26 protein-coding genes, 1 tRNA gene, 1 pseudogene and 1 riboswitch are annotated in these 23,214 nt (G+C 46.0%); of the genes and pseudogenes, 25 read left to right on the plus strand and 3 right to left on the minus strand.

All coding sequences use genetic code 11. From position 1 onward, the window contains the following. The first annotated feature begins 11 nt into the window (after positions 1-11). The 12 genes from P8F77_RS05495 to P8F77_RS05550 all read left to right on the plus strand — a co-directional run bounded on the left by P8F77_RS05495 (position 12) and on the right by P8F77_RS05550 (position 10,317). Positions 12-158: a hypothetical protein gene (locus P8F77_RS05495; RefSeq protein WP_347256406.1), complete on the plus strand. Its 147-nt coding sequence runs from the start codon at positions 12-14 to the stop codon at positions 156-158. A 456-nt stretch (positions 159-614) separates the two neighbouring features. Then, complete coding sequence (locus tag P8F77_RS05500) at positions 615-851, plus strand: hypothetical protein (RefSeq protein ID WP_287518579.1); 237 nt, start codon at positions 615-617, stop codon at positions 849-851. Positions 852-903: 52 nt separating this feature from the next. Next, positions 904-2,145: an MFS transporter gene (locus tag P8F77_RS05505; RefSeq protein WP_024728209.1), complete on the plus strand. Its 1,242-nt coding sequence runs from the start codon at positions 904-906 to the stop codon at positions 2,143-2,145. Positions 2,146-2,170: 25 nt separating this feature from the next. Beyond that, positions 2,171-3,007, plus strand: coding sequence for a class II fructose-bisphosphate aldolase (locus P8F77_RS05510; protein ID WP_024728208.1), 837 nt, complete (start codon positions 2,171-2,173; stop codon positions 3,005-3,007). Positions 3,008-3,246: 239 nt separating this feature from the next. Beyond that, positions 3,247-4,275, plus strand: coding sequence for a LacI family DNA-binding transcriptional regulator (locus tag P8F77_RS05515; protein WP_024728207.1), 1,029 nt, complete (start codon positions 3,247-3,249; stop codon positions 4,273-4,275). 257 nt (positions 4,276-4,532) lie between these two features. Next, positions 4,533-5,537, plus strand: coding sequence for a Gfo/Idh/MocA family oxidoreductase (locus tag P8F77_RS05520; protein WP_024728206.1), 1,005 nt, complete (start codon positions 4,533-4,535; stop codon positions 5,535-5,537). A 49-nt stretch (positions 5,538-5,586) separates the two neighbouring features. Beyond that, positions 5,587-6,420, plus strand: a complete 834-nt coding sequence (locus P8F77_RS05525) for a sugar phosphate isomerase/epimerase (protein WP_024728205.1) — start codon at positions 5,587-5,589, stop codon at positions 6,418-6,420. 24 nt (positions 6,421-6,444) lie between these two features. Continuing rightward, positions 6,445-7,878: a glycoside-pentoside-hexuronide (GPH):cation symporter gene (locus tag P8F77_RS05530; protein ID WP_148458878.1), complete on the plus strand. Its 1,434-nt coding sequence runs from the start codon at positions 6,445-6,447 to the stop codon at positions 7,876-7,878. A gap of 24 nt (positions 7,879-7,902) precedes the next feature. Then, positions 7,903-8,796, plus strand: a complete 894-nt coding sequence (gene iolE / locus P8F77_RS05535) for a myo-inosose-2 dehydratase (RefSeq protein ID WP_024728203.1) — start codon at positions 7,903-7,905, stop codon at positions 8,794-8,796. A 27-nt stretch (positions 8,797-8,823) separates the two neighbouring features. Further along, positions 8,824-9,738, plus strand: a complete 915-nt coding sequence (locus P8F77_RS05540; protein WP_024728202.1) for a sugar phosphate isomerase/epimerase — start codon at positions 8,824-8,826, stop codon at positions 9,736-9,738. A gap of 14 nt (positions 9,739-9,752) precedes the next feature. Beyond that, positions 9,753-10,109 carry a PTS glucitol/sorbitol transporter subunit IIA gene (locus P8F77_RS05545; RefSeq protein WP_081723868.1) on the plus strand — a complete coding sequence of 119 codons (357 nt, stop codon included), beginning with the start codon at positions 9,753-9,755 and terminating at the stop codon, positions 10,107-10,109. 67 nt (positions 10,110-10,176) lie between these two features. After that, positions 10,177-10,317 carry a hypothetical protein gene (locus P8F77_RS05550; RefSeq protein WP_347256407.1) on the plus strand — a complete coding sequence of 47 codons (141 nt, stop codon included), beginning with the start codon at positions 10,177-10,179 and terminating at the stop codon, positions 10,315-10,317. 74 nt (positions 10,318-10,391) lie between these two features. Here the strand turns inward: P8F77_RS05550 and P8F77_RS05555 are convergent. Further along, a tRNA-Leu gene (locus tag P8F77_RS05555) sits at positions 10,392-10,476 on the minus strand. Between the two features lie 146 nt (positions 10,477-10,622). Between P8F77_RS05555 and P8F77_RS05560 the strand changes: the two genes are divergently transcribed. The 8 genes and pseudogenes from P8F77_RS05560 to P8F77_RS05595 all read left to right on the plus strand — a co-directional run. Further along, the gene (locus P8F77_RS05560) at positions 10,623-11,525 is read left to right on the plus strand and encodes a deoxyribonuclease IV (protein WP_287518588.1); all 903 of its coding nucleotides are present in this window, start codon (positions 10,623-10,625) and stop codon (positions 11,523-11,525) included. A gap of 3 nt (positions 11,526-11,528) precedes the next feature. Beyond that, complete coding sequence (locus tag P8F77_RS05565; RefSeq protein WP_024728199.1) at positions 11,529-12,209, plus strand: MBL fold metallo-hydrolase; 681 nt, start codon at positions 11,529-11,531, stop codon at positions 12,207-12,209. After that, entirely contained in the window at positions 12,206-12,442 is a 237-nt protein-coding gene (locus tag P8F77_RS05570) for a DUF3343 domain-containing protein (RefSeq protein ID WP_287518591.1), read from the plus strand. Before P8F77_RS05565 ends, P8F77_RS05570 begins: the two co-directional genes overlap by 4 nt. A 10-nt stretch (positions 12,443-12,452) precedes the next feature. After that, on the plus strand, positions 12,453-13,478 hold the full coding sequence (selD, locus tag P8F77_RS05575; protein ID WP_347256408.1) for a selenide, water dikinase SelD: 1,026 nt from the start codon (positions 12,453-12,455) through the stop codon (positions 13,476-13,478). Positions 13,479-13,493: 15 nt separating this feature from the next. Then, on the plus strand, positions 13,494-14,114 hold the full coding sequence (gene yedF / locus P8F77_RS05580) for a sulfurtransferase-like selenium metabolism protein YedF (RefSeq protein ID WP_024728196.1): 621 nt from the start codon (positions 13,494-13,496) through the stop codon (positions 14,112-14,114). A gap of 19 nt (positions 14,115-14,133) precedes the next feature. After that, entirely contained in the window at positions 14,134-15,267 is a 1,134-nt protein-coding gene (locus P8F77_RS05585) for an aminotransferase class V-fold PLP-dependent enzyme (protein WP_287518595.1), read from the plus strand. A gap of 9 nt (positions 15,268-15,276) precedes the next feature. Beyond that, positions 15,277-15,495: a hypothetical protein gene (locus tag P8F77_RS05590; RefSeq protein WP_287518598.1), complete on the plus strand. Its 219-nt coding sequence runs from the start codon at positions 15,277-15,279 to the stop codon at positions 15,493-15,495. A 105-nt stretch (positions 15,496-15,600) separates the two neighbouring features. Beyond that, a pseudogene (locus tag P8F77_RS05595) lies at positions 15,601-16,206 on the plus strand (metallophosphoesterase); the annotation flags it as partial. A gap of 62 nt (positions 16,207-16,268) precedes the next feature. On the opposite strand, the gene P8F77_RS05600 reads toward P8F77_RS05595, so the two are convergent. Further along, complete coding sequence (locus P8F77_RS05600) at positions 16,269-16,775, minus strand: DNA-deoxyinosine glycosylase (protein WP_081723867.1); 507 nt, start codon at positions 16,773-16,775, stop codon at positions 16,269-16,271. A gap of 124 nt (positions 16,776-16,899) precedes the next feature. Beyond that, positions 16,900-16,993, plus strand: a riboswitch (glycine riboswitch). 316 nt (positions 16,994-17,309) lie between these two features. Between P8F77_RS05600 and P8F77_RS05605 the strand changes: the two genes are divergently transcribed. The 4 genes from P8F77_RS05605 to P8F77_RS05620 all read left to right on the plus strand — a co-directional run bounded on the left by P8F77_RS05605 (position 17,310) and on the right by P8F77_RS05620 (position 21,146). Next, a complete protein-coding gene (locus tag P8F77_RS05605; RefSeq protein ID WP_095142875.1) occupies positions 17,310-18,722 on the plus strand; it encodes a sodium:alanine symporter family protein in 1,413 nt (470 codons plus the stop codon). Positions 18,723-19,009: 287 nt separating this feature from the next. Next, a complete protein-coding gene (gene pdxS / locus P8F77_RS05610; protein WP_024728193.1) occupies positions 19,010-19,885 on the plus strand; it encodes a pyridoxal 5'-phosphate synthase lyase subunit PdxS in 876 nt (291 codons plus the stop codon). After that, complete coding sequence (pdxT, locus tag P8F77_RS05615) at positions 19,885-20,451, plus strand: pyridoxal 5'-phosphate synthase glutaminase subunit PdxT (protein ID WP_024728192.1); 567 nt, start codon at positions 19,885-19,887, stop codon at positions 20,449-20,451. The genes pdxS and pdxT overlap by 1 nt, the downstream gene beginning before the upstream one ends. 116 nt (positions 20,452-20,567) lie before the next feature. Continuing rightward, entirely contained in the window at positions 20,568-21,146 is a 579-nt protein-coding gene (locus P8F77_RS05620) for a Maf family protein (protein ID WP_024728191.1), read from the plus strand. A 353-nt stretch (positions 21,147-21,499) separates the two neighbouring features. Here P8F77_RS05620 and P8F77_RS05625 read toward each other — a convergent pair whose 3' ends face one another. Further along, positions 21,500-21,817, minus strand: a complete 318-nt coding sequence (locus tag P8F77_RS05625; protein WP_024728190.1) for a DUF1292 domain-containing protein — start codon at positions 21,815-21,817, stop codon at positions 21,500-21,502. A 194-nt stretch (positions 21,818-22,011) separates the two neighbouring features. On the opposite strand from P8F77_RS05625, the gene P8F77_RS05630 reads away from it, so the two are divergent. Beyond that, positions 22,012-23,214, plus strand: coding sequence for a cation:proton antiporter (locus P8F77_RS05630; protein ID WP_287518604.1), 1,203 nt, complete (start codon positions 22,012-22,014; stop codon positions 23,212-23,214).

Consider the following 23,214-nt stretch of genomic DNA (forward strand, 5'->3'; position numbering starts at 1 on the left):
CAAGGAATTTTATGGACAGAGATATTTTTGAAAATATGAAGATTGAAATAGGATGCAATTTCATATCGGACCTGCGGCTAAATAAGGAAGAATCAAAAAGCCAAATTCATACAGAGATGATGAAAGCAATCTTAAGGTTTGAAATCAAAGTTAAGTAATCAATCGTGTGAACAAAACGGGAGATACACAGTCTTTGATATGATTCCTCTTAAGTAGACAAGGTAAATAACCAAAATCTACTTAAGGGGGATTTTTTATGTCTAGATCACCACATTCGCCAGAGTTTAGAGCAATGGTTTCTAAAGAATATTTTAGAAGGTAGGGCGTCTTATACTGTTCTTGCTCAAAAGTATCAAATAGGTCGAAGGACTATTGAAAAATGGGTTGGAGTATATAAGATTCATGGTATAGCAGCTTTTCTTCCGCACAAAGGAAATAAAAGTTATAAAAAGGACTTTAAACTTATGTGTGTCAAAAAAGTAATAGAAGGAAAAAGAAGTCCATCTGATATTACATATGAGTATAATTTAGCGCCAGCAGTTTTAGAATTTTGGATAAAGTTGTATAATGCCAATAGAGAACTCAGGGGTTATTGCCCTAACAGGGAGGTCTATATGGCAGAAGCAAGAAGAAAAATAACTATTGAAGAACGCAAGGAAATCGTAGAGTACTGTCTTTCCCATAATCGTGATTATAAAGGAACCGCCCATTTGTATTTGATGCGATTTACTATACATGGTCCGGTCGAATGCCGGGCAAACACTACAACATACGCGCTTGACAACTTTGTCTCTTGTTATTATTTGGTGAGTTTTGATATTTTTATTGACAATTTTTTATTGAAGTGCTAATATAAACTCAAAAAATAATCAAAATATAACCATAAAAATTGGGAAGTGTGCTATGAACAGAAAAAAACGCAATACAATGATGGCTTTTGGAGCCTTTGCCATATTATTTACCGGATATCCTCATGTCTGGTCTATCTACCAGCCATATGTGATGAAATCGGCAGGATGGAGCACGGGGCAGGCCTCCATATGCTTTTATCTGCCGACCATGTTTTTTGTACTGGGAAATATTTTAGGGGGCAGGCTTCAGGATAAAAAGGGGCCGACTCCCGCTGTGTTTATCGGGGGAACAGTCTTAACTTCAGGAGTGCTGTTGTCCAGATACATGCTCCTGCCGTCACCCGTTTGGATGTACCTGACGTTCGGAGTCATGCAGGGCATCGGGTCAGGAATGATCTACGCACCGATCCTTTCAACGGCTCAAAAGTGGTTTCCGGGAAGAACAGGGTTTGCATCCGGCGTTGTGATCACGGCAAACGGAATCTGCGGCCTTTTGATGGCACCGGTGAGCAAAACACTATTGGAGGCCGGAGGCCCTCAGCTGGCATTTTTGGCCGTGGGATTACTGATTGGAGTCTCATGGATTCTGGGAACATTGTTCATCAGGAAACCAGAGGAAACAGCAAAAGAGAAGATGCCGGTATCTTACGGGGAAACACGTCAGTACACCTCAGCAGAGATGGTAAAGACCAGAAAATTTTATTACCTGCTATGCACGATGATGTGCGGACTTATGGCATATTATCTCACATCGCCGTTATCGCAGACACTGCAGACGGACAGAGGCATCAGCGCAGCCCTCGCAGTGGGTTCGGTCATGGCAGGTTCCATATTGAATGCAGGGATGAGGCTGGTGCTCCCGTCTCTTTCAGATAAAATCGGCAGGATACAGTGCATCAAAGGTGTGCTCCTGCTCTCTATGGCAGCTATGGTGTTTCTCATAACGGGACAGAAGATATTGACAACTCTGGCAGTGATCCTGATCTATGGATGCTTCGGAGGGATAATGGGAAGTTTTCCTTCCCTGGCAAGCTCTATCTTCGGGCTGAGACATTCCGGACAGAATTATGGAATCGTTATGTTTGGGATTGTCGTCGTGACGGCACTGTCTCCATGCATTACAAACTTAATTGCGGCAGGGCAGTATCCGGTGAATACGACATTTTTAATCGGCTTTGTATTTTCAGCAGCGGCATTTCTGTTTTTAACCAGGCTGGAAAAAGAAATTAAGAATGAAAAACAGGAAAACGGGAAACAGAGGCTGGAACCACAGATAAAATTACAGTTGAAATGATATTAAGAGAAAGGAAGTATCAATTATGGCATTAGTGAAAATGAAACAATTACTGGAGCAGGCAAAAGAAGAAAACAGAGGATGCGGCGCGTTCAGTGTTGGAAATATGGAGATGGTCAAAGGGGCCGTCAAAGCTGCAGAAGAGATGAATACATCGATCATCCTCCAAATCGCAGAAGTGCGTTTGGAACATTCTCCCCTGCACTTAATGGGCCCGATGATGGTCCGGGCCGCAAAGGAAGCAAAGGTGGATGTGGCGGTTCATTTAGATCACGGTCTTACACTGGAGACTGTAAAAAAAGCACTGGAATTAGGATTTACTTCTGTCATGCTGGATGCTTCCCGAGATCCGTTTGAAGAAAATATAAGAAAGACAAAAGAAGTAGTGGAACTGGCAGCTCAATATGGAGCAACTGTGGAGGCCGAATTAGGGCTTGTAGGCGGAAGCGAAGATGGAAAGAGTGATCACGGGATTCAGTGTACCAATCCGCAGGATGCAAAAATATTCTGTGAACAGACCGGTGTAGATGCTCTGGCAGTGGCCATAGGAAATGCACACGGTGATTATCCGGTGGCGCCGACGCTGGAATTTGGTGTTTTAGAAGAAATCCGCAATATTACCAAGAAACCTCTGGTACTTCACGGCGGAAGCGGAATTACAGATGACGGCTTCAGAAAAGCTATCTCTCTTGGAATCTGCAAAGTCAACATTGCAACGGCAAGTTTTAACAGCCTGACAAAAGAAGTAGAAAAATACATAGGGTCTGAAGGAAAACATAATTATTTTGACATGAATGAAGCTATGGTAAAAGGTGTCTATGACAACGTAAAACGTCATATTGAGATCTTTAACTGCAAGTAAAGGTATTCCAAATTATATTTTGTTAAAAGGAGAAGCGCACCGGCTTATTTTACCGGAGCATTTCTCCTTTTTAATAATATTTTTGTTTTGAGGTAAGAGAAGAGGAATTTAAAATAGTGTCATAGCAGCCGTTAAAGACAAACGATGGCGGGAGAAAGCTGGAGATTATTAAATATTCAGCAGAGTATGATATAATGATATCAACAATGCGTGCACGAGAACGCGAGAGGAGAAAGAGTATGGCAGTTACGATTCAGCAGATTGCAGACCTGGCCGGGGTATCCAGGGGTACGGTGGACCGGGCATTAAATAACCGGGGAAGAATCCGGCCGGAAGTGGCAGAAAGGATCAAAGGGATCGCAAAGGAACTTGGATATCAGCCCAATATGGCGGCAAAGGCACTTTCCACCGCCAATCACGCACTTCAGATTGGAGTTATCATTCAGTACGCAGAGACTCCGTTTATGAAGGCAGTGCTGGAAGGCACGGAATTCGCGAAGGAAGAAGTCGAACGCTTCGGAGGACATGTATTTGTGGAGTGCATTCACGGCGGGGACGTAAAGAAGCTGCTCAAGACAATGAAAGATTTCAGGGAAGCCGGGGTGAAGGGGATCGCTTTGGTTCCCACCGACGATGAACTGCTCAAAAAGACGATCAATGAGTTTGTGGAAAAGGACAGGATTTCAATCATTACGATCAACTCTGACCTGGAGGATACAAAGAGGCTCTGCTTCATCGGGCAGGACTCCTATGCCAGCGGCAGAGTGGCCGGAGGACTCATGGGGGAGATTATCCCCGGAGACGGGAAGGTTATGATCTTGTCCGGCTCTCAGGAAAATGTAGCCACTATGGAGCGTACAAGAGGATTTTTGGATGAACTGGAGCACCATTATTCAAGGATAAAGGTCCTGGAGCCAAGATATGCATATGATGACGACTGGGTTGCCGGGAAGCTCCTGAAAGAACAGCTGGAAGAGACTCCGGATCTGGCAGGCATCTATATCACGGCGCAGGGGGAGAGCGGGGTCTGCGATACATTAAAAAAATACAGGCTGGAAAAGAAGATCAAAGTGATCGCCCATGACTATGAGGGAGAAAACCGTGAAAATCTCAAAAAAGGAATCATTAATTTCATCCTGAGACAAAATTCCTATGTTCAGGGGTATGAGTCTGTCATGGAACTATTCCATACACTCTGCGGCAATCCAACGAGACAGGGAGAGTTTTGGCACACAGATATTGTAATTAAAACAAGATGCAATCTTTGATTGTTACAAAAATATAATAATAATATTATCATAATATAATCATTTTAAATTTTCTGTTTATACAGAATGTATAAATAAAAATACAATATCGGACTGCGATATTGTATTTTTTTGTGCAAAAAGGATAGTATAAGTGAAATTATTTAAAAAATAATTGGAATTATTGTGTATGTTGCTGATTGCGTGCACGCGCACGCAATGTTATCATAAGTTCACAATAAAAAACAACAAATCAACGAACATATGGAGGTAGAGTAATGTTAAATGTAGGTGTAATTGGATGCGGCGGAATGGGAAAAGATCATATCAAACGTCTCACAAACAAGATCCAGGGAGCAAACGTAGTGGCAGTTTCTGATGTCTTTGAAGAAGGAGCAAAAGAAGCAGCGGCATTGGCCGGAGGAGCTAAGGTATATACAGACGGAAAAGATCTGATTAATGATCCTGATGTAGACGCGGTATTTATTGTATCCCCGGGTTTTGCCCACACAGACTCTCTGCTTCAGGCTATTGAAGCGGGAAAACGTGTTTTCTGTGAAAAACCGCTGGCAACGACGGCAGAGGACTGCAAAAAGGTTGTGGATGCAGAAGCTGCTTCAGGAAAACATCTGATCCAGCTTGGATTTATGAGAAGATATGATAAGGGATATGTACAGGTAAAGGAGGCGCTCCAGTCCGGAGAGTATGGTGAACCGCTGATCCTTCACTGCACACACAGGAATCCAGAAGTGGGAACCAATTATAATACGCCGATGGCAGTCCATGACACAGCAATCCACGAGATCGACACACTTCACTGGTTAGTCGACGACGAATATGAGAGTGCACAGGTGATCATGCCGAAAGTGACAAAATATTCCCACTCAGAATTGAAAGATCCTCAGATCATGCTGCTCCGCACAAAGAGAGGAATCTGCATCGACGTAGAAGTATTCGTCAACTGCAAGTTCGGATATGACATCAACTGCGAAGTGGTATGTGAAGACGGTGCGATCAAGATGGCTGAGCCTTCTTACCCGAGCATCAGGAAGAATGCGGCAGTTTCAACAGCCATCGACACGGACTGCTTTGTAAGATTTGAAGATGCATATGACACAGAAGTCCAGAACTGGGTAGACTGTGCCGGGCAGGGAGTGATCAGCGGACCTACTGCATGGGACGGATACCTGGCGGCTGTGACAGCAGACGCATTGGTAAAAGCACAGGAGACAGGACAGATTGAACCGATCGTGACAGCAGAAAAACCTGAATTCTATAAATAAATCGGAGAATCTGCCATAGGATCATTACATAAATCAGGAGGAAATAGATATGAAAATTGGATTTAATGAAGCAACAGCACTGGAATGTAAAGGACAGTCTCTGATGGCTGATCTGGAAGCCTGTGAAAAATACGGATTTGATTACATAGAGATCAGATTTGACTGCATAAAGGATTATCTGAAAGAACACACGCTGGAAGAACTGGCTGACTGGTTTAAAAATCACCATTTAAAACCTTGGGCTTACAATACCTTGATCTTTTTTAACCAGAGAGACGAAAAAGGAGTGCAAGAAATTGATGAAGAAACAGATTTTATCATCGAAGTCTGCAAAGCCATCGGCATGAAGATGCTGATCACGGTTCCTTCATTTGATGTCAAAGACAAGAGTATTTCAGAGATCAAAGAAGAAGCAGTGGAACGCCTCCGCTACTTATCAGACAAAGTCGGAGAAGACATTAAAATTTCACTGGAATTCTGTGGTGCGCCGAACTGTTCCATTAACCAGTTCGGAACTGCTTATGATGTAGTGAAAGCCACAGACCGCGACAACGTGGGCATTACAGTGGATACGTTCCATTTCCATGAGATGTGTTCTGAATTAGAAGATTTGGAAGCGGCAGACGGAAAGAAAATTTTTGCTTATCATTTAAATGACTGTGAAGACCTGCCTCTTGGTTCCTGCGGCGATGACAAACGCCTGTGGCCCGGAGAAGGCGTGGTAGACCATGCGGGGATAGCAGCGGCCTTAAAGAAGATCGGATTTGACGGAGTATGTACTATTGAAGAATTCCGTCCGGAGTATTATGAAATGTCCCATGACGAGAACGTAAAGAAATCTGCTGAAGTGACAAGGGATTTTGTAGCAAAATACTTTGCATAAAGCATAAGGGGGACAAAGATGTCTATGAGTGAACAAGCAATAAAGATGACTATGAATGTGGAAGAAAATTTTGAGGAGCTGGAAGGGGAGTTTGCCAGGGTAAAGCTTTCTGAAAAACTGGCATACTGTGTGGGCGATCCTGCGCTGACGGTTGTATATACTCTGGCGAACACTCTGCTGGTTTACTTCTATACAAATGTAATCGGACTCTCAGCAGGAGTCATAGGAATGATCATGTTGGCGTCCAGAGCATTTGACGGTGTATCCGATGTTATCATGGGAACGATCATTGACCGGACTCATTCCAAGTACGGAAAGTCCAGAGTATGGATCTTGCGGCTGGTCATTCCTTATGCCATTGCTGCGGTACTGCTGATGACAGTCCCGCAGGGTACAAAAACAGTGCAGGCAGCCTATGTGTTCATTACATATAACTTACTTAACACCGTAATGTATACCGGAATTAGTCAGCCGTTCCATACACTCGGTTCCCTGATGAGCCGTGATAAGCATGAGAGGGAAACCATCAGCAACATCCGTATGTCTTTATCCATCACAGCAAGTATGGTGGTCACAGCACTGACACTGCCGATCATCAACTGGGTGGCAGTAAAGATCGACAATACCCAGCTGGCATGGATCATTGTAACAGCAGTATTTTCGGTCATCTCTGTCCTCATTCTGTTAAATACATTCCGCTGCTGTAAGGAAAGGGTAAAGGTTTCTGAAAAATCTGAGGAAAAACTTCCGATATTCACAGCGCTGAAGCTGATGGCAAAGAATCGGTATTTCCTGATCTCCCTGGGTCTTATGCTGTTCTATACGATCTATCAGATCATCCTTGGGATCGATCTCACCTATTACTGTCAGTATGTGCTGAATGATGTAAACCTGGTCATGCCGTTATCCATGGCTGAGAAAGTACCGATGATCTTTGTCATCCTTCTTCTGCCGAAGCTGATACCGAAGTACGGGAAAAGAAATATGATCGTAGCCGGATGCCTTCTCGGCATTGCAGGCCAGATTGTTTTCCTGTTTAATATCACAAGCGTGCCGCTGGCAATCTTTTCATCCATTATCCGTGGTATCGGAATGTCACCGTTCTATGGTGTGCAGTATTCGCTGCCGAGCGATGCGATCGAGTACGGACAGTGGAAGACTGGAAAACGGATTGAGGGACTTATGTTCTCTTCCATGAGTTTCGGACAGAAGTTTGGAGCGGGTATCACCAACGCAGTTTTAGGAGCGGCATTATCCTTTGTGGGATACAACGGAATGGCACAGACAGCGGCAGAACAGGCACCGGCTGCCATTGCAGTCATTAAGGTGACTTATCTTTATGTACCGATTGCTGTATGGGTCGTGATGATGCTGATCGCCCTGTGCTATAAGCTGGACAAGACGTACAAGGAAATGATAGCGGAGCTGACCGTGAGGGAGCTGTCAGGGAAGCTTTAAAAATAAAGAAAGGTAATGATAGAAATGCTGGATAAAAAGAAAGTAAAACTGGGAATCGCGCCGATCGGATGGACCAATGACGATATGCCGGATCTGGGAAAAGAAAATACTTTTGAACAGTGTGTCAGTGAAATGGCTTTGGCAGGATTTACGGGGTCTGAGGTCGGAGGGAAATATCCGAAGAATGTCACCAAACTGAAAAAAGCCCTGGACTTAAGAGGAATTGAGATCTGTAACTGCTGGTTTTCCAGTTTCCTGATCTCCAAACCATATGAAGAAACAGAAAAAGAATTTATCGAACAGACCGATTTCCTGAAAGCAATGGGAGCAAAAGTCATCGGAGTGTCCGAACAGAGTTACAGCATTCAGGGAAAGGACCATCCGATCTTTGAAGGAAAATATGTAATGAACGATGAGGAGTGGAAGCTTCTCGTGCAGGGACTGAACAAACTAGGTAAAATTGCAAAAGAAAAGGGAATGATCCTGACCTACCATCATCACATGGGAACTGTCGTACAGACGGAAGAAGAGATCGACCGGTTTATGGCAGAAGTTGATCCGGAGCTTGTATACCTGCTGTTTGACAGCGGACACTGCTCCTTTGCAGGGATGGACCCGGTGAAAGTGCTTGAGAAGTATATTGACAGAACCAGACATATCCACCTGAAGGACCTTCGTTCTGATGTGGTGGCTCAGTCAAAAAAAGAAAGCTGGAGCTTCTTAAAAGGAGTCAGGAAAGGAACCTTCACTGTTCCCGGAGACGGAGACGTGGATTTCACACCAATCTTTGACATCATCGAAAAGAGCGGATACGAAGGATATGTCGTAGTGGAGGCAGAGCAGGACCCTGCCGTTGCCAATCCGCTGGAATATGCAGTGAAGGCAAGAAAATACATTGCTCAAAAAACAGGTTTATAAGTTGTCGGAAAGGAGAGTAGCTGCTCTATGAAAATAGCATTTGACGTGGATGTGCTGGCAAAGCAGATGGATATTAACCGGATGGTACATCAGGTGGCAGACTGGGGATACAAATACATTGAACAGTCTCCACATCCGAGGATCAATCCGTTTTATAAACATCCTCTGTTTTCCAAAGAATGTGAGGCGGAATACAGAAAGGCACTCCGGGAAACCGGAGTGGAGATCTCCTCTTTTATCGTGGTGTACCGCTGGTCCGGGCCGACCGAAGAACAGAGGAAGATAGCAGTAGCCAACTGGAAACGGATGATCGAGATCGCCGTGGACATGGGCGTGCCCGTGATCAACACCGAACTCTCCGGTGATCCCAATCAGCAGGAGATCTGCAGCGGCATGTGGTTTCGGTCTATCGAAGAACTGCTCCCGATCATCGAACGGGAAGGGCTCCGAGTAGAGATCCAGTCTCATCCGTATGATTTCTGTGAGCTGAATAATGAGACCTGTGATCTGGTAAAATCCTTTCGATCTCCGAACCTTGGATATGTATATTCTTCTCCGCACGGATTCTTCTATGACGAGGGAAAAGGTGACGTGAGATCAATGTTAAAATATGCGGGAGAAGAACTGACCCATGTACTGTTTGCAGATACGTTCAATCAGACTCTGGACTGCCGCTATATCGCCAACCCGCCATGGTTAAACAGCCGTGGAAGGGCCGATGTGACGATCCACCAGCATTTGGCTATGGGCGAGGGAGACGTGGATTTTGAAGGAATCTTTGAGACATTGAGAGAGATGGATTTTGCCAATAAACAGCTGAAAGAAAATGCACCGAAAGCCGGAGGAGACAATATCGCATGTGTATCCATGTTCGGGTTTCCGGAAAAGATGGAGAAACAGGCGCCGGAAGCAAGAGAACGCATTGAGCGGGAGCTTCTCTAAAGAAAGGGTGATAAATTATGATCTACCATACAACAGTGAAAGCTGCAGGAAGTGATGTGGCGGCATTTGCTAAAAAAGGATTTTTCATAACATTCGGTGAGCCGGCTCTTGTAAGCCTTAAAGACTTTTGTTATTTTGTCGAAGTGAATCCTGTCATGGGAGAAATAAAGCCGGGCAGCAGACTGGTCATTGACGGAAACGAGTATAGGATTACAGAAGTCGGCAGCATTGCGGCAGAGAATCTTGGGAAACTCGGGCATTTGACAGTATTCTTTCACGAAGACAGAGAATGCCTCCCGGGGAGCATCTGTGTGGAAAAGAGCAGGATGCCGGAACTGAAAGCGGGAAGCCGGATTTCTATTATAGAATAAAAAGAGAAAAAGTGAAGAATTGAACAGTATCTTTGGTGGCATTCGTTTTCCTATCGTCTTATACTAAATGAGAAGGAGATTTAAGAGTCATGAAGATGAAATGAAACGGATGCTGGAAAGTTTAAAAAGAGACTATGGATATAATGACACAGACGCGGGTTTGGTATTAAAGGATATTTTAGTTCATGCCTGGAACGGTGAAATTTAAGACGGAAATATAGAAAAAACTGCTGTACCGATGATGAAAAATCAATGGTACAGCAGCTTTTTACATAAAAAGAATGCAGTCGGCGGGACTTGAACCCGCACCCAGTTAGCCCGGACTAGATCCTTAGTCTAGCGCGTATGCCAATTCCGCCACGACTGCACAACACAGTTATAATATCATGGATTTTATGGAAATGCAAATAAAAATTTGTATTTTTTTCTGAACATGAAGCCTTTTACATTTCGGAGGGTTTCATTTATAATAAGAGATGCTTTACAAATATAATAGAAAAGGAATGAAAATAGATGTTAATAGGATCACATGTGGGAATGAAAGGAAAGGAGATGTTTCTTGGGTCAGTCAAAGAAGCATTGTCTTATGGAGCCAATACATTTATGGTGTACACAGGTGCGCCGCAGAACACAAGGAGAAAGGATATAAGCGAGCTTAGGATTGAGGAAGCAAAAGCTCTGATGGAGGAGTCAGGAATTGAAACATTTGTAGTTCATGCACCGTACATCATTAATCTCGGAAATACGGTAAAGCCGGAGACATTTGAACTGGCAGTGGAGTTTTTAGCCCTGGAGATTGAACGGACCTGCGCTATGGGCGGCAGTACCCTCGTGCTTCATCCGGGAGCGCATGTGGGCGCGGGAGAGGAGGCCGGCATTGCCAGGATCATAGAGGGACTGAATGTGGTTCTGACAAAGGATACGCCGGTTTTTATAGCCCTGGAGACCATGGCCGGAAAGGGAAGTGAAGTCGGAAGGAATTTTGACGAACTGAAGCGCATCTACGACGGGGTCAAATATAATGACAAATTAAGAGTATGCTTTGATACCTGCCACACAAGCGACAGCGGGCTTGATATTGTCAGTGATTTTGAGGGAGTCATGGATTCCTTTGATAAGGCCGTAGGAAAAGATCAGATTGCGGTGTTTCACATTAATGACAGTAAAAACCCCCGGGGTGCGGCGAAAGACAGGCATGAAAACATCGGCTTTGGGGAGATTGGTTTCAATGCACTGAATTACATTGTGCACCATGAAGATTTCGCACAGGTGCCGAAGATTTTGGAGACTCCGTATATTAAAGAGGAAGGGACCAAAAATTCTTATCCTCCGTACAAATATGAGATCGAGATGCTCAAAAATGGGACATTTGATCCGAGTCTGAAAGAAAAGATTTTAGAGACAGGAGGTAAATAGGCAATGAAAGTTACATTTATTGAACACAGCGGTTTTTGTGTGGAACTTGACCGGACGGTTTTGCTGTTTGACTACTATAAAGGAGCATTTCCGGAGATACCTAAAGACAAAGAGCTTTATGTGTTTGCTTCCCACAGCCATCCGGACCATTTTTGCCGCAGGATTTTTGATCTGGAAGAGAAATACCCGAATGTAAGATATATTTTATCCGATGATATCCCGGCAAAAGCTTCTCAAAATATCACAAAGATCAGAGAACATGAAGACCGGATGGTCGGTTCCGTTCGGATCGAGACGCTGAAGTCCAATGACGAAGGCGTTGCATTCCTGGTTACTGCCGAGGGCAGGACGATTTATCATGCAGGAGATTTAAACTGGTGGTACTGGAACGGGGAACCGGAGGAGGACAATGAATTTATGATCCGGACCTATAAAGAAGAAGTGGCCCGCCTTAGAGGAAGAGAGATCGATCTGGCATTTCTTCTCCTTGATCCTAGACAGGAGGATAAATACTGTAAAGGGATCAATTATTTCATGAAAGAGATTCATCCGAAAGCTGTGTTCCCGATGCACGCATTCGGAGAGTATAAGATCTCCAGGCATTATCTGAACTGTGATGACGGACGGGCTTATCAGGGCATCGTCAGAGAGATCACAAAGGCCGGGGAAGAGTTTATTCTATGAGAGAAAAGAGCTTAAGGCTGGTAGTTGTGTTTCCAAATACTACCAATGCCATGGCAATGGAGAAGTACTGCAGGCAGCGGGGTGTGGGAGGAAGGCTGATCGCGGTTCCTCCCTCTATTACAGCGGGCTGCGGAATGGCCTGGTGCGCAGAGCCGGAAGAGGAGGCTGCGGTGAAAGAAGTTCTTAACGGGCAGTCCATTGAGACGGAAGGAATTTACCGGATTTTGTTGTAAGGAGAGTTCTATGAGTGAAGAGAATATTGTGTTTTGCAAAAGCGGCGGCTGTACGGCGAAACTGGGCCCCGGGGTGTTAGAGCACGTTTTGGGCAGGCTCCCCAAGAAAAAGGATGACAATCTGCTGATTGGGTTTGACCATGCGGATGATGCGGCGGTTTACAGACTCAGCGATGATCTGGCCGTGGTGCAGACGCTGGATTTTTTTCCGCCTATGGTGGAGGACCCTTATATATTCGGACAGATCGCCGCTGCCAATGCACTGAGTGATATTTATGCCATGGGCGGTACGGTGAAGACTGCCCTGAATATCGTGTGTTTTCCGGAAAAGATGGATTTAAACATTTTGGGAGAAATCCTGCTCGGCGGGAATTCCAAGGTCCAGGAAGCAGGAGGAACGCTGGCGGTAGGTCATTCTATTGCGGATGAGGATGTAAAGTACGGCCTGTCGGTCATGGGGACCATTCATCCCGGCAGAGTCTATGCAAATAACGGAGTCAGGGAAGGGGATATCCTTCTGCTGACAAAACCTCTGGGGGTCGGCATTGTGCTGGCGGCGAACCAGATGAAGGCGGCTTCTGCTGCGGCGTATGAACAGGCGGTGAATTCTATGACGACATTGAATAAATATGCGGCAGAAATTCTTTCGGGATATGAGGTCCATGGCTGTACAGATGTAACGGGCTTCGGGTTTTTAAAACATCTGGACGAAATGATCGAAGAACAGTATACGGCCGAAATCGACTCTTCCCAAATCCCATATATTGAGGATGCGGCGCGGTATGCAGATGAATTTTATCTGACCGCGGCGGGACAGAGAAACAGAAATTCGGTCGGAAGTGATGTGTGGTTTTCAGATGTTCCGTTCTGGATGGAGGAAATCCTGTTTGATCCTCAGACTTCAGGAGGGCTTCTGGCAGGCATTCGGCCGGAAGATGCACAGAGCGCGCTGGGAAAGTTAAAAAAACTCGGCCTGCCGTGTGCCGCTGTGGGCAGGATCACAAAACGGAGAGAGAAAAAGATTCTTGTTTACTAAGGGAAAGGAAGAAAGATGGAAAAAAGAATTGATGCTGTCGGAAAACAGTGCCCAATGCCGGTGATCCTGGCAAAGAAGGCTTTGGAAGAAACACCGGAAGGCGGAACAGTCACGGTGGTCGTAGACAATGATATTGCAGTCCAGAACCTGTCAAAGCTGGCAGTGCAGAAGCAATACGGTTTTGTGTCCAGAGAGACAGGCAAAAACACGTATGAAGTAAGAATGACAGTGGGAACCGCAGACAAGGAACAAACTGCGGAAGAAACCGGGAAAAGAACTGATAATATTCGGGAAAGAACAGGGGACACGGTTGTCGTACTTTCTTCAGATAAGATGGGAGAGGGAGATGAGGTCCTTGGGAAGATGCTCATGAAAGGGTTTGTCTTTGCGCTGACCCAGCTGGACCAAAAGCCGGACAGGATGCTCTTGTTTAATAATGGCGCGAAGCTTTCCTGCGAGGGGTCTGATGCATTAAAGGATTTAAAAACTCTGGAGGAAGGCGGAACTGAGATTCTTACCTGCGGAACCTGTCTGAACCACTACGGTCTGGAAGAACAGCTTGCCGTGGGAGAGGTGACAAATATGTATATGATTGCGGAGACAATGATGCAGGCATCGCAGATCATTAAGCCTTAAAGGCAGCCGGGAGGTATTTATGATTTATTTTGACAGTGCGGCCACCAGCTATTACCGCCCGGAATCCGTGGCGCTTGCGGTGGCGGAGGCCGTCCGGCATATGGGAAACAGCTCCAGAGGGCTTCATGGTGCGTCTTTGGATGCTTCCAGAACTATATACGAAGTGAGGGAAAAGCTTGGAAATATGTTTGGATGCGGGACTTCTCAGATCGTATTTACATCCAATGTAACGGAGAGTCTGAACACTGTCCTCTGCGGACTGCTCCGGCCAGGAGATCATGCGGTGACAACCGTGCTGGAACACAACAGCGTACTGCGGCCTCTGTACCGTCTGGAACAGCAGGGAGTGGAGTTCTCCGCTGCGGGATGTGATGAACTGGGAAATGTGAGTGCCCAGGATATAGAGTCCTTGTTTCAGAAAAACACAAGAGCCGTAGTCTGCACCCATGCGTCGAATCTGACCGGCAATCTGACGGACATCCGCGAGATCGGAAGACTGGCTCATGAGAGGGGAATTCTGATGATCGTGGACGGTGCACAGACCGCAGGTGTTTTTCCTGTTGATCTTGTCAAAGACCATGTGGACGTCTTTTGTTTTACAGGGCATAAAAGTCTGCTTGGACCCCAGGGAACCGGAGGCATGGCAGTGCGGCAGGGACTTCTCATAGCCCCTTTAAAAACAGGGGGCAGCGGGATCAAAACCTTTGACAGAGGACAGCCGGAGCAGATGCCGGAGAGATTGGAAGCCGGTACTTTAAACGGCCATGGTATCGCCGGGCTGGGAGCCGGCATCGATTATATCAGGTCACAGGGCATGGAAAAGCTTCGGCAGAAAGAACAGTGCCTGGCCGATATGTTTTATAAAGGCGTCTGTGAGATACCGGGGGTTACTCTGTATGGTGATTTTACAAAAGAGGAGAGGGCGCCGATTGTGAGCCTGAATATAAAAGAGATGCGTTCCGGAGAAGTAAGCTGCTGGCTGACAGAGGAATACGGGATCTGTACAAGATCCGGAGGACACTGTGCGCCGCTGATGCACGAAGCCTTTGGGACAAAGGAGCAGGGAATGGTCCGGTTCAGCTTTTCCAGCTTTAATACAAGAGAACAGACAGAAAAGGCAGTGGAGGCAGTAAGAGAGATTGCAGAAAGTTGAGGAAAAGGTATGCTGGCAGTGATATTGGCGCCGTTTTACCTGGCGCTGAATTATTATCTATATAAGCGGAGCTTTAGCTGGCTTACCGTATGTATTCATATTATCCATCCGGACAAGATTCGTTTTTGTTACAGAATCCTGTACTGGATCACGGTTTTTTCCCTTTTGATCGCATTTGTGCTGCCCCAGTCGCGGCTTCAGAGGATTTTTAAAATCCTGAGTAATTAATGGATCGGAATTTTTTTCTGTGCCCTTTTTTTGGCAGCGGCCGGTGATCTGATCGGACTTTTCATCCCGAAGAAAGACCAGAGTATATTGGCGGCGGCAGGAGTGATGATTTTAGCAGCGGTCTTGGTTTTTACGGTTTACGGCAGTATCCATGCCAGACATATTGATACTACTGACTATGTAGTGACGGTGGACAAAGCCTGTGCAGGCAGAAAGGAGCTCAGAGTCGCCTTAGTTGCAGATCTGCATCTCGGCTATAACAGCGGACTTTCTCAGGTGAAAAAGATTGTAAAACAGATTAATCAGGGGAAGCCTGATCTGGTCTGTATTGCGGGAGACATTTTTGACAATGAATACAGGACGGTAAAAGATCCGGAAAAGATAGAGAAGGAGCTTGGGAAAATACAGAGTACTTACGGTACATATGCGTGCTGGGGAAATCACGATATAGGCGAAAAAATCCTCGGAGGCTTTACGTTCGGCACAAAAAAAGCATCTGATAATGACAGACAGATGGAAGAATTTTTATCCCGGTCGGGGATCAGACTTTTGGATGACAAGACAATCCTGATTGACGGGGCGTTTTATCTGGCGGGCAGGAAAGATCCTTCAAAAGCACGGAAAATAGGAGAACTGCGCAGGGGAGCAAAAGATTTGCTGAAAGATTGCGACCTGACAAAACCGGTCATCGTCATGGATCATGAGCCGAAAGAGTTTAAACAGTTGTCGGAGGCTGGCGCCGATCTGGACCTGTCCGGACATACCCACGACGGTCAGATATTTCCGGGAAATAAACCTTCGCGGATGGCGGGTCCCCACACACTGACAAGACGTTCCAGTGTCCATGCCGCATTGGCCGGACTCGTAGATGGAAGCTTGACGGCAGATCTTCCGAGAGAAGACTCAATGTGTTTACAGAATAACTTGTGGGAAGTTCCGCCGTTGGTGTAAATGCTGCGGATGGGGGCAAGGGAAAGCAGATTGGTCAGATCGTTTGGGGTCACGTTACGGATTGAGCTGTCGCTGGAACCCCGGATGTCGCAGGATGCGATTACATCCCAGACCGCTATGTGATTGGACAGGAGAAAGAGGGTTTTCTCCTCTACGGTGGCGGGAACAGGCTGGGAGAGCGAAGCGGCAAGCACTTTCCAGAAGCGGTTCTGAGGGTGATGGTAGAAAAACTGCCCTTCTCTGGATTTTACAGAGGGGAAGCTTCCTAAGATCAGGATTCTGGATTTGTCGTTAAAAACTGGCTTTATTTCATGTATCATGTGTTCCATCGGGGAGTTTCCTTTCTGATTTTCTTTATTTCTAATGGTAATGGATTTTTTTCACGGATTCAAGGTAAGATTTTCTTGCCTTGCAAAACAAGGTATGTTAATATCTTAACGTATGTATAGATACTATATACACTCTGGAGAGTCTCAAAGAAAGAGCGCCGAAGGTGTACGGCAGCGCAAGCTGTTTATCTCTCAGGCAAAAGGACAGAGCAGACATAATCGTGTGGCACGTTTTCAGTGTACTGTATATTTGCTTACTCTTTCTTAGTCAAACTTTGGGTTTGGCTTTTTTTATTCCATAAGAAAGTTCTACGACCTTCCCTGTGAAATAAAAACGCTCCGCGGGTTGTACACAGATGCGTAAGAAAATTATTTGGCTACGTCAAATCGCATCTGGCACGCAAAGTGGGCAAGCCCCTCAAAGATTGAGGTGCTGGGGAGTTAAAGTGGGTTTGCCCACTATGTTCTTCCATAAAGAGTTCTCCATGAATTTTTAATGAAAAGAATACAGGAAACGAAAGAGGAGAAGGAAACATGCTGACACAATTGAACAATTTTATTATCTGGCTTGACGATGTAGTTTGGGGGATACCGCTGATCGTCCTCATTTTATCTGTGGGTATTTATCTCACCATGCGTCTGAGGCTTTTACAGATCAGGCATCTCCCCAGAGCATTAAAATATATGGTGAAAAATGAGGAGGGAGGCTCCGGGGAAGTCACCAGTTTTGGTGCTCTCTGTACGGCCCTTTCTGCAACGATCGGTACCGGAAATATCGTTGGAGTAGCGACGGCGCTTTGTGCCGGGGGACCGGGAGCTTTGTTCTGGATGATCCTGGCGGCATTTTTCGGCATGGCCACGAAATATGCGGAAGGCCTTTTGGCGATCAAATACCGGACCATCGATGAGAAGGGCCACGTGCTCGGCGGGCCGTTCTATTACATAGAAAATGGTATGGGGCGCAAATGGAGGCCGCTGGCCAAGATTTTTGCTTTTTTCGGAGCGGGCGTCGGCCTGTTCGGAATCGGAACATTCACACAGGTGAACGGTATTTCAGGAGCAGTCAAAAATTTCTTTGATCCAAACAATGCCCATGTGATCTCCCTGTTCGGAAAAGACTATTCCTATATGGTGCTTGTTGCCAGCGTGATCATTACGCTCTGTGTTGCGGCAGTAGTTCTCGGAGGGATCAAAAGGATCGCGGCTGTTTCCCAGGTAGTCGTGCCGTTTATGGCGGTGGCTTACGTTCTTGCTGCGCTGAGTATCATCATTTTTAATATACAGGAAGTACCTGCGGCGATCGCACTTGTGGTAAAAAGTGCATTCGGAGTCAAGGCAATGGCAGGCGGAGCTCTCGGAACGATGCTGGCTGCCATGCAGTCCGGGATTGCAAGAGGTATTTTTTCCAATGAGGCGGGCCTTGGCAGCGCGCCGATCGCGGCAGCTGCAGCCCAGACAAAAGAGCCGGTGCGCCAGGGACTTGTGTCCATGACAGGAACATTTATCGACACAATTGTGATCTGTACGATGACCGGGCTCAGCATTGTCATCTCCGGTACATGGAATGTAGGGCTTGAGGGAGTGGAAGTTACCACAAAAGCGTTCCAGATGGAAATGCCGTTTCCACCGGTCGTGCCATCCTTCATCTTGATGCTCTGCCTTGTGTTTTTCGCATTTACCACAATTCTCGGGTGGAATTATTACGGGGAACGGTGTCTGGAATACCTCACAAACGGCAGAATGAAGATCGTTATGGGATACCGGTATCTATATATTCTGGCTGTGTTTATCGGACCATTTATGACGGTGGAAGCAGTATGGAAGATCGCAGATATCTTTAACGCGCTGATGGCACTTCCAAACTTGATCGCTTTGGCGGCATTAAGTCCGGTCGTTATCGCAGAGACAAAAGCCTATTTTAACAAAATAAAATCGAATAAAGAATAAAGAACTGTAAAAAGATATCTTCGTATAATTAATGAAGATATCTTTTTGTCGATGGACGAATTCTGCATACGCAAATCAAGTAAACAATGCGGAAGCCAGGCTCTGCGGGCGCAAAAAGAAAGTTAAAGGAGCACTGGAATAGCGGTCAATTATAATATTAAAAACTGGCCCTGTCAAAAAAATAAAAACTGGATATTTATATAGTACCAGCAAACTGTATAATGAATTACTATATCAGGCTGATATAATAACATATTTAAATAGTTTGCATTTGGAGGATTTCAGAAATGAATAATGAGCGTTACCAGTTAAATAAACAGTTGGCACAGATGTTAAAAGGAGGAGTCATTATGGACGTGACGACTCCCGAGCAGGCAAAAACAGCAGAGGAGGCCGGGGCCTGTGCGGTCATGGCACTGGAAAGGATTCCGGCAGACATCCGTGCAGCCGGAGGCGTGTCCAGAATGAGCGATCCGAAAATGATCAGAGGGATTCAGGAAGCGGTATCCATCCCCGTGATGGCAAAAGTTAGAATCGGGCATTTTGCGGAGGCACAGATACTGGAGGCGATTGAGATCGACTATATTGATGAGAGCGAGGTGCTTTCGCCGGCCGACGATGTATATCACATTGATAAGACGAAGTTTCATGTGCCGTTCGTCTGCGGGGCAAAAGATCTTGGCGAAGCGCTCCGGCGGATTAATGAAGGTGCATCTATGATACGGACCAAAGGAGAGCCGGGAACCGGAGATGTTGTCCAGGCTGTGCGTCATATGCGGAAAATGAACCGGGACATCAGAAGGATTGCCTCTATGTCGGAAGACGAATTATTCGACGAGGCAAAAAAACTTGGAGTACCTTACGAATTGGTGCTGAAAGTGCACGAAGACGGCAGGCTTCCCGTAGTCAATTTTGCGGCGGGCGGGGTGGCGACTCCGGCGGATGCGGCTCTGATGATGCAGCTTGGGGCGGAAGGAGTTTTCGTTGGCTCCGGTATTTTTAAATCGGGTGATCCCAGAAAGCGTGCACAGTCTATTGTAAAGGCCGTTACGAATTTCCGTGACCCGAAGATACTTGCTGAATTATCCACGGATCTGGGAGAAGCCATGGTGGGCATCAATGAAGATGAGATTCAGCTTTTGATGGCAGAAAGAGGCCGGTAATGAGGATCGGAGTACTGGCTTTACAGGGAGCATTTACGGAACACCGCAGGAAGCTGGACGGACTGGGTGTACGGAGTTTTGAAATACGGAGGAAGAAAGACTTAGAAAACCAGATGGACGGAATCATCCTTCCGGGAGGAGAGAGCACGGTCATGGGAAAGCTTCTGCGGGATCTTGAGATGGCCGATCAGATTAGAAATATGATCATAAACGGGCTTCCGGCTTTTGGAACCTGCGCCGGGCTGATTTTGATGGCTCAAAGGATAAAAGGGGAGAGCGCTTATCTTGCGACGATGGATATCACAGCCAGGAGAAATGCCTATGGACGCCAGCTCGGAAGTTTCCGAACAGAAGAACAGTTTGGGGAAGAAGGAAAAATTCCCGTGACGTTTATCCGCGCACCCTATATTGAAGAGACGGGAAATGGAGTTAAGGTTTTGGCCTTATCGGGAGGAAAGATCACAGCTGCCAGACAGGATAATCAGCTGGTCACGGCTTTTCATCCCGAACTGGATGAAGACAATACCGTCCACCGGTATTTCCTTGGTATGATAAAAGAGGCTTAACGGTCGACAAGCAGGCTCTGCTGCATTATAATAAGCTTCAAAGTCCTTCAAAGAGAGAAAGAATGGGAAGATGAAGCGGGCTTGCCCGCTTAGTCCATCAGAAAAGAGGAGAAAGAATGAAAACATTAATACTGGCATCCGCATCTCCGAGGCGCAGGGAGATACTGAAGCAGGCAGGACTCGATTTTGAGGTGATCCCGAGCACAAAAGAGGAAGTGATCACAAAGCAGGAACCGAAAGATGCGGTGATGGAGCTGGCTCTTCAAAAAGCGGAAGATATAGCTGGCCGTGTTGACGGAGACTGTATGGTTGTAGGCGCTGATACCGTAGTTGCCATGGAGGGCAGTATACTCGGAAAACCTGAGAATAAGGATGATGCTGCCCGGATGCTCCGCATGCTCAGCGGAAGCAGACATCAGGTGTATACAGGTGTTGCGTGTATCTGCGGGGGAAAGAAACATGTTTTTTACGAAGAGACATCCGTCTTCTTTTATCCTGTTTCAGAAGATGAGATCAGATGCTATATTGAGACGGGAGAACCGATGGATAAAGCCGGAGCTTACGGAATTCAGGGCAGAGCGGCGCGTTTCATTCGTAGAATCGAAGGAGACTACTACAATGTAGTAGGATTTCCTGTCGCCAGCTTTCTTCAGGTATTAAAAAAATGGGATGAGCGAAGCAGCAGCCGGACGTAAAGTCTGGCTGTTGTTTTTTTTGATGTTTACGGTAATAAGATGTACACTCCGAAAGCTGCAAAAAACGGAAGCCAGATCAGCTGTTTTCATTTTCCAACAAATTTAACAAGATTCTTGTGTTTGTAGTGACAGCCCAATATCTCAAGATTGATATGAAGATCATCCGGGATATCCATCTGGACCGCAACAAATGATGAACAGAAGAAGAGATGGCTTTTGGATCTGCAGAGTTAAGAAGTATATGAATTGAATAGTAAAAAACCTTCGGCTGCGGCAGAGAAAAAGCCGTTTCCGAAGGTTTTTATATTGTTTATATGGAATGGGCCAAAGCTTGGCAGAGGAACAGGAATGTTTTATTCTTCTTCATCATCCTCGTCGTCTAAAATAGCATCAAAAGCAGCAGAAACCATCTCATATTCCTCGTCATCCTCAATATTGTCCAGCTGAACCTCATCATCCGGCAATTCTTTATAGCGGTAAAGAAGCAGTTCACTTTCTTCCTCATCGTTCTCAAGGTCTTTTACGGGAACCAGGGCGATATAATCCTGTTCTTCGATGCCGAAGATACAGATCACGGCGCAGTCGAGCTGGACACCATCCTCCATTTCCAGATGGATGATTGGATTTTCTTCTTCAAATACGTCAGCTTCTACGTTGATATCTTCACTCATAAGACTACCTCTTTTCTTAGAATCCGGCTTTGTGAGCACAGAAATTCTACTAATTTTATTTGCATTTTTGGGCTGTTCTTAATATACTAAATAATAAAGGAAAAAGCAAGGGGACAAAGAGATTGTTACAGGTTTGACAAGTGTTTTCCTGTGTGATACGATACCATCGAATATTGGCAGCGGAGGCTATTATTATGGAAGAATACAGATATTTATTGGATATAGCGGTGATACTGGTTTTGACAAAGTCTTTCAGCCTGTTCTCGAGAAAAGTAAACATGCCTCCTGTAGTCGGAGCGTTGATTGCGGGCATTATACTGGGACCGGTGATGCTGAACGTGATCAAACCGTCTGATACTATCCTGAGTCTGGCAGAGATCGGTGTTATTGTCCTGATGTTTCAGGCAGGGCTGGAGACCGACATCAGGGAACTGAAACGGAGCGGAAAAGCAGCCATGGTGATCGCGCTGTGCGGAGTTGTCGTGCCCCTGGCGGTCGGAGCGGTCATCTCTTTTATGTTTGAAAAGAATTTAATGGAAAATATTTTTGTGGGGGTTATTCTGACTGCCACGTCTGTTAGTATAACGGTAGAAACTCTTCAGGATATGGGAAAGCTTAAGGGCCGTGTCGGAACGGCAATACTCGGTGCGGCCATCATTGACGATATCCTGGGTATTATACTGCTTTCTGTGATGACAAGCATCGGCAGGGCCGGAACGGTTGAGGTCACAGGAGTTCTTTTGATAATCGGCAAGATGGCTCTGTTTTTTGTGCTCTCAGGTGCCGGCGGAATTGTTGTGTACAAGTTTTTCCGCAGGATGTCCACGATGAAAGTAAACAACGAACAGGTCCACAGAAGGCGGGTTCCGGTGCTTGCACTGGCATTCTGCCTGTTTCTGGCATTTTTGGCCGAATTATTTGGAATTGCAGACATCACCGGGGCATATCTGGCGGGGATCATCCTGTGCAGAATACCGGAGACTTACTATATTCACCGGAAGGTGGAGTGTATCTCATACATGCTGATCACCCCGATCTTCTTTGCCAGCATCGGCCTCAAAGTCGAAGTGGCGGGAATGACTCAGACGATGATCATCTTCACTGTACTTATCAGTATTGCCGCTGTCCTGACGAAGATCATCGGCTGCGGCATCGGGGCCAAGGTCTGCAGGTATTCCTATAAGGAGTCCCTAAAGATCGGAGCCGGCATGGTTTGCAGGGGAGAGGTAGCACTGATCGTTGCACAAAAAGGAATCCATGTCGGGCTGCTCAGGGAAGAGATGTTTGCACCTATGGTCATTATGGTGTTGGTGACAACCCTTTTGGCGCCGATTCTTCTCAAGCTGTTTTTTTCAGAGTGGTTCAGCGGATTGACGTACAGGACAGGAAAGAGATAA

It is taken from the genome of Anaerostipes sp. PC18 (assembly GCF_039789045.1).
GTDB lineage: Bacteria > Bacillota > Clostridia > Lachnospirales > Lachnospiraceae > Anaerostipes > Anaerostipes hominis.

Coding starts and splice junctions, on each gene's coding strand:
- P8F77_RS05495 (WP_347256406.1), top strand. CDS start 12: ATGGACAGAGATATTTTTGAAAATATGAAGATTGAAATAGGATGCAAT.
- P8F77_RS05500 (WP_287518579.1), top strand. CDS start 615: ATGGCAGAAGCAAGAAGAAAAATAACTATTGAAGAACGCAAGGAAATC.
- P8F77_RS05505 (WP_024728209.1), top strand. CDS start 904: ATGAACAGAAAAAAACGCAATACAATGATGGCTTTTGGAGCCTTTGCC.
- P8F77_RS05510 (WP_024728208.1), top strand. CDS start 2,171: ATGGCATTAGTGAAAATGAAACAATTACTGGAGCAGGCAAAAGAAGAA.
- P8F77_RS05515 (WP_024728207.1), top strand. CDS start 3,247: ATGGCAGTTACGATTCAGCAGATTGCAGACCTGGCCGGGGTATCCAGG.
- P8F77_RS05520 (WP_024728206.1), top strand. CDS start 4,533: ATGTTAAATGTAGGTGTAATTGGATGCGGCGGAATGGGAAAAGATCAT.
- P8F77_RS05525 (WP_024728205.1), top strand. CDS start 5,587: ATGAAAATTGGATTTAATGAAGCAACAGCACTGGAATGTAAAGGACAG.
- P8F77_RS05530 (WP_148458878.1), top strand. CDS start 6,445: ATGAGTGAACAAGCAATAAAGATGACTATGAATGTGGAAGAAAATTTT.
- iolE (WP_024728203.1), top strand. CDS start 7,903: ATGCTGGATAAAAAGAAAGTAAAACTGGGAATCGCGCCGATCGGATGG.
- P8F77_RS05540 (WP_024728202.1), top strand. CDS start 8,824: ATGAAAATAGCATTTGACGTGGATGTGCTGGCAAAGCAGATGGATATT.
- P8F77_RS05550 (WP_347256407.1), top strand. CDS start 10,177: ATGAGAAGGAGATTTAAGAGTCATGAAGATGAAATGAAACGGATGCTG.
- P8F77_RS05560 (WP_287518588.1), top strand. CDS start 10,623: ATGTTAATAGGATCACATGTGGGAATGAAAGGAAAGGAGATGTTTCTT.
- P8F77_RS05565 (WP_024728199.1), top strand. CDS start 11,529: ATGAAAGTTACATTTATTGAACACAGCGGTTTTTGTGTGGAACTTGAC.
- P8F77_RS05570 (WP_287518591.1), top strand. CDS start 12,206: ATGAGAGAAAAGAGCTTAAGGCTGGTAGTTGTGTTTCCAAATACTACC.
- selD (WP_347256408.1), top strand. CDS start 12,453: ATGAGTGAAGAGAATATTGTGTTTTGCAAAAGCGGCGGCTGTACGGCG.
- yedF (WP_024728196.1), top strand. CDS start 13,494: ATGGAAAAAAGAATTGATGCTGTCGGAAAACAGTGCCCAATGCCGGTG.
- P8F77_RS05585 (WP_287518595.1), top strand. CDS start 14,134: ATGATTTATTTTGACAGTGCGGCCACCAGCTATTACCGCCCGGAATCC.
- P8F77_RS05590 (WP_287518598.1), top strand. CDS start 15,277: ATGCTGGCAGTGATATTGGCGCCGTTTTACCTGGCGCTGAATTATTAT.
- P8F77_RS05600 (WP_081723867.1), bottom strand. CDS start 16,775: ATGGAACACATGATACATGAAATAAAGCCAGTTTTTAACGACAAATCC.
- P8F77_RS05605 (WP_095142875.1), top strand. CDS start 17,310: ATGCTGACACAATTGAACAATTTTATTATCTGGCTTGACGATGTAGTT.
- pdxS (WP_024728193.1), top strand. CDS start 19,010: ATGAATAATGAGCGTTACCAGTTAAATAAACAGTTGGCACAGATGTTA.
- pdxT (WP_024728192.1), top strand. CDS start 19,885: ATGAGGATCGGAGTACTGGCTTTACAGGGAGCATTTACGGAACACCGC.
- P8F77_RS05620 (WP_024728191.1), top strand. CDS start 20,568: ATGAAAACATTAATACTGGCATCCGCATCTCCGAGGCGCAGGGAGATA.
- P8F77_RS05625 (WP_024728190.1), bottom strand. CDS start 21,817: ATGAGTGAAGATATCAACGTAGAAGCTGACGTATTTGAAGAAGAAAAT.
- P8F77_RS05630 (WP_287518604.1), top strand. CDS start 22,012: ATGGAAGAATACAGATATTTATTGGATATAGCGGTGATACTGGTTTTG.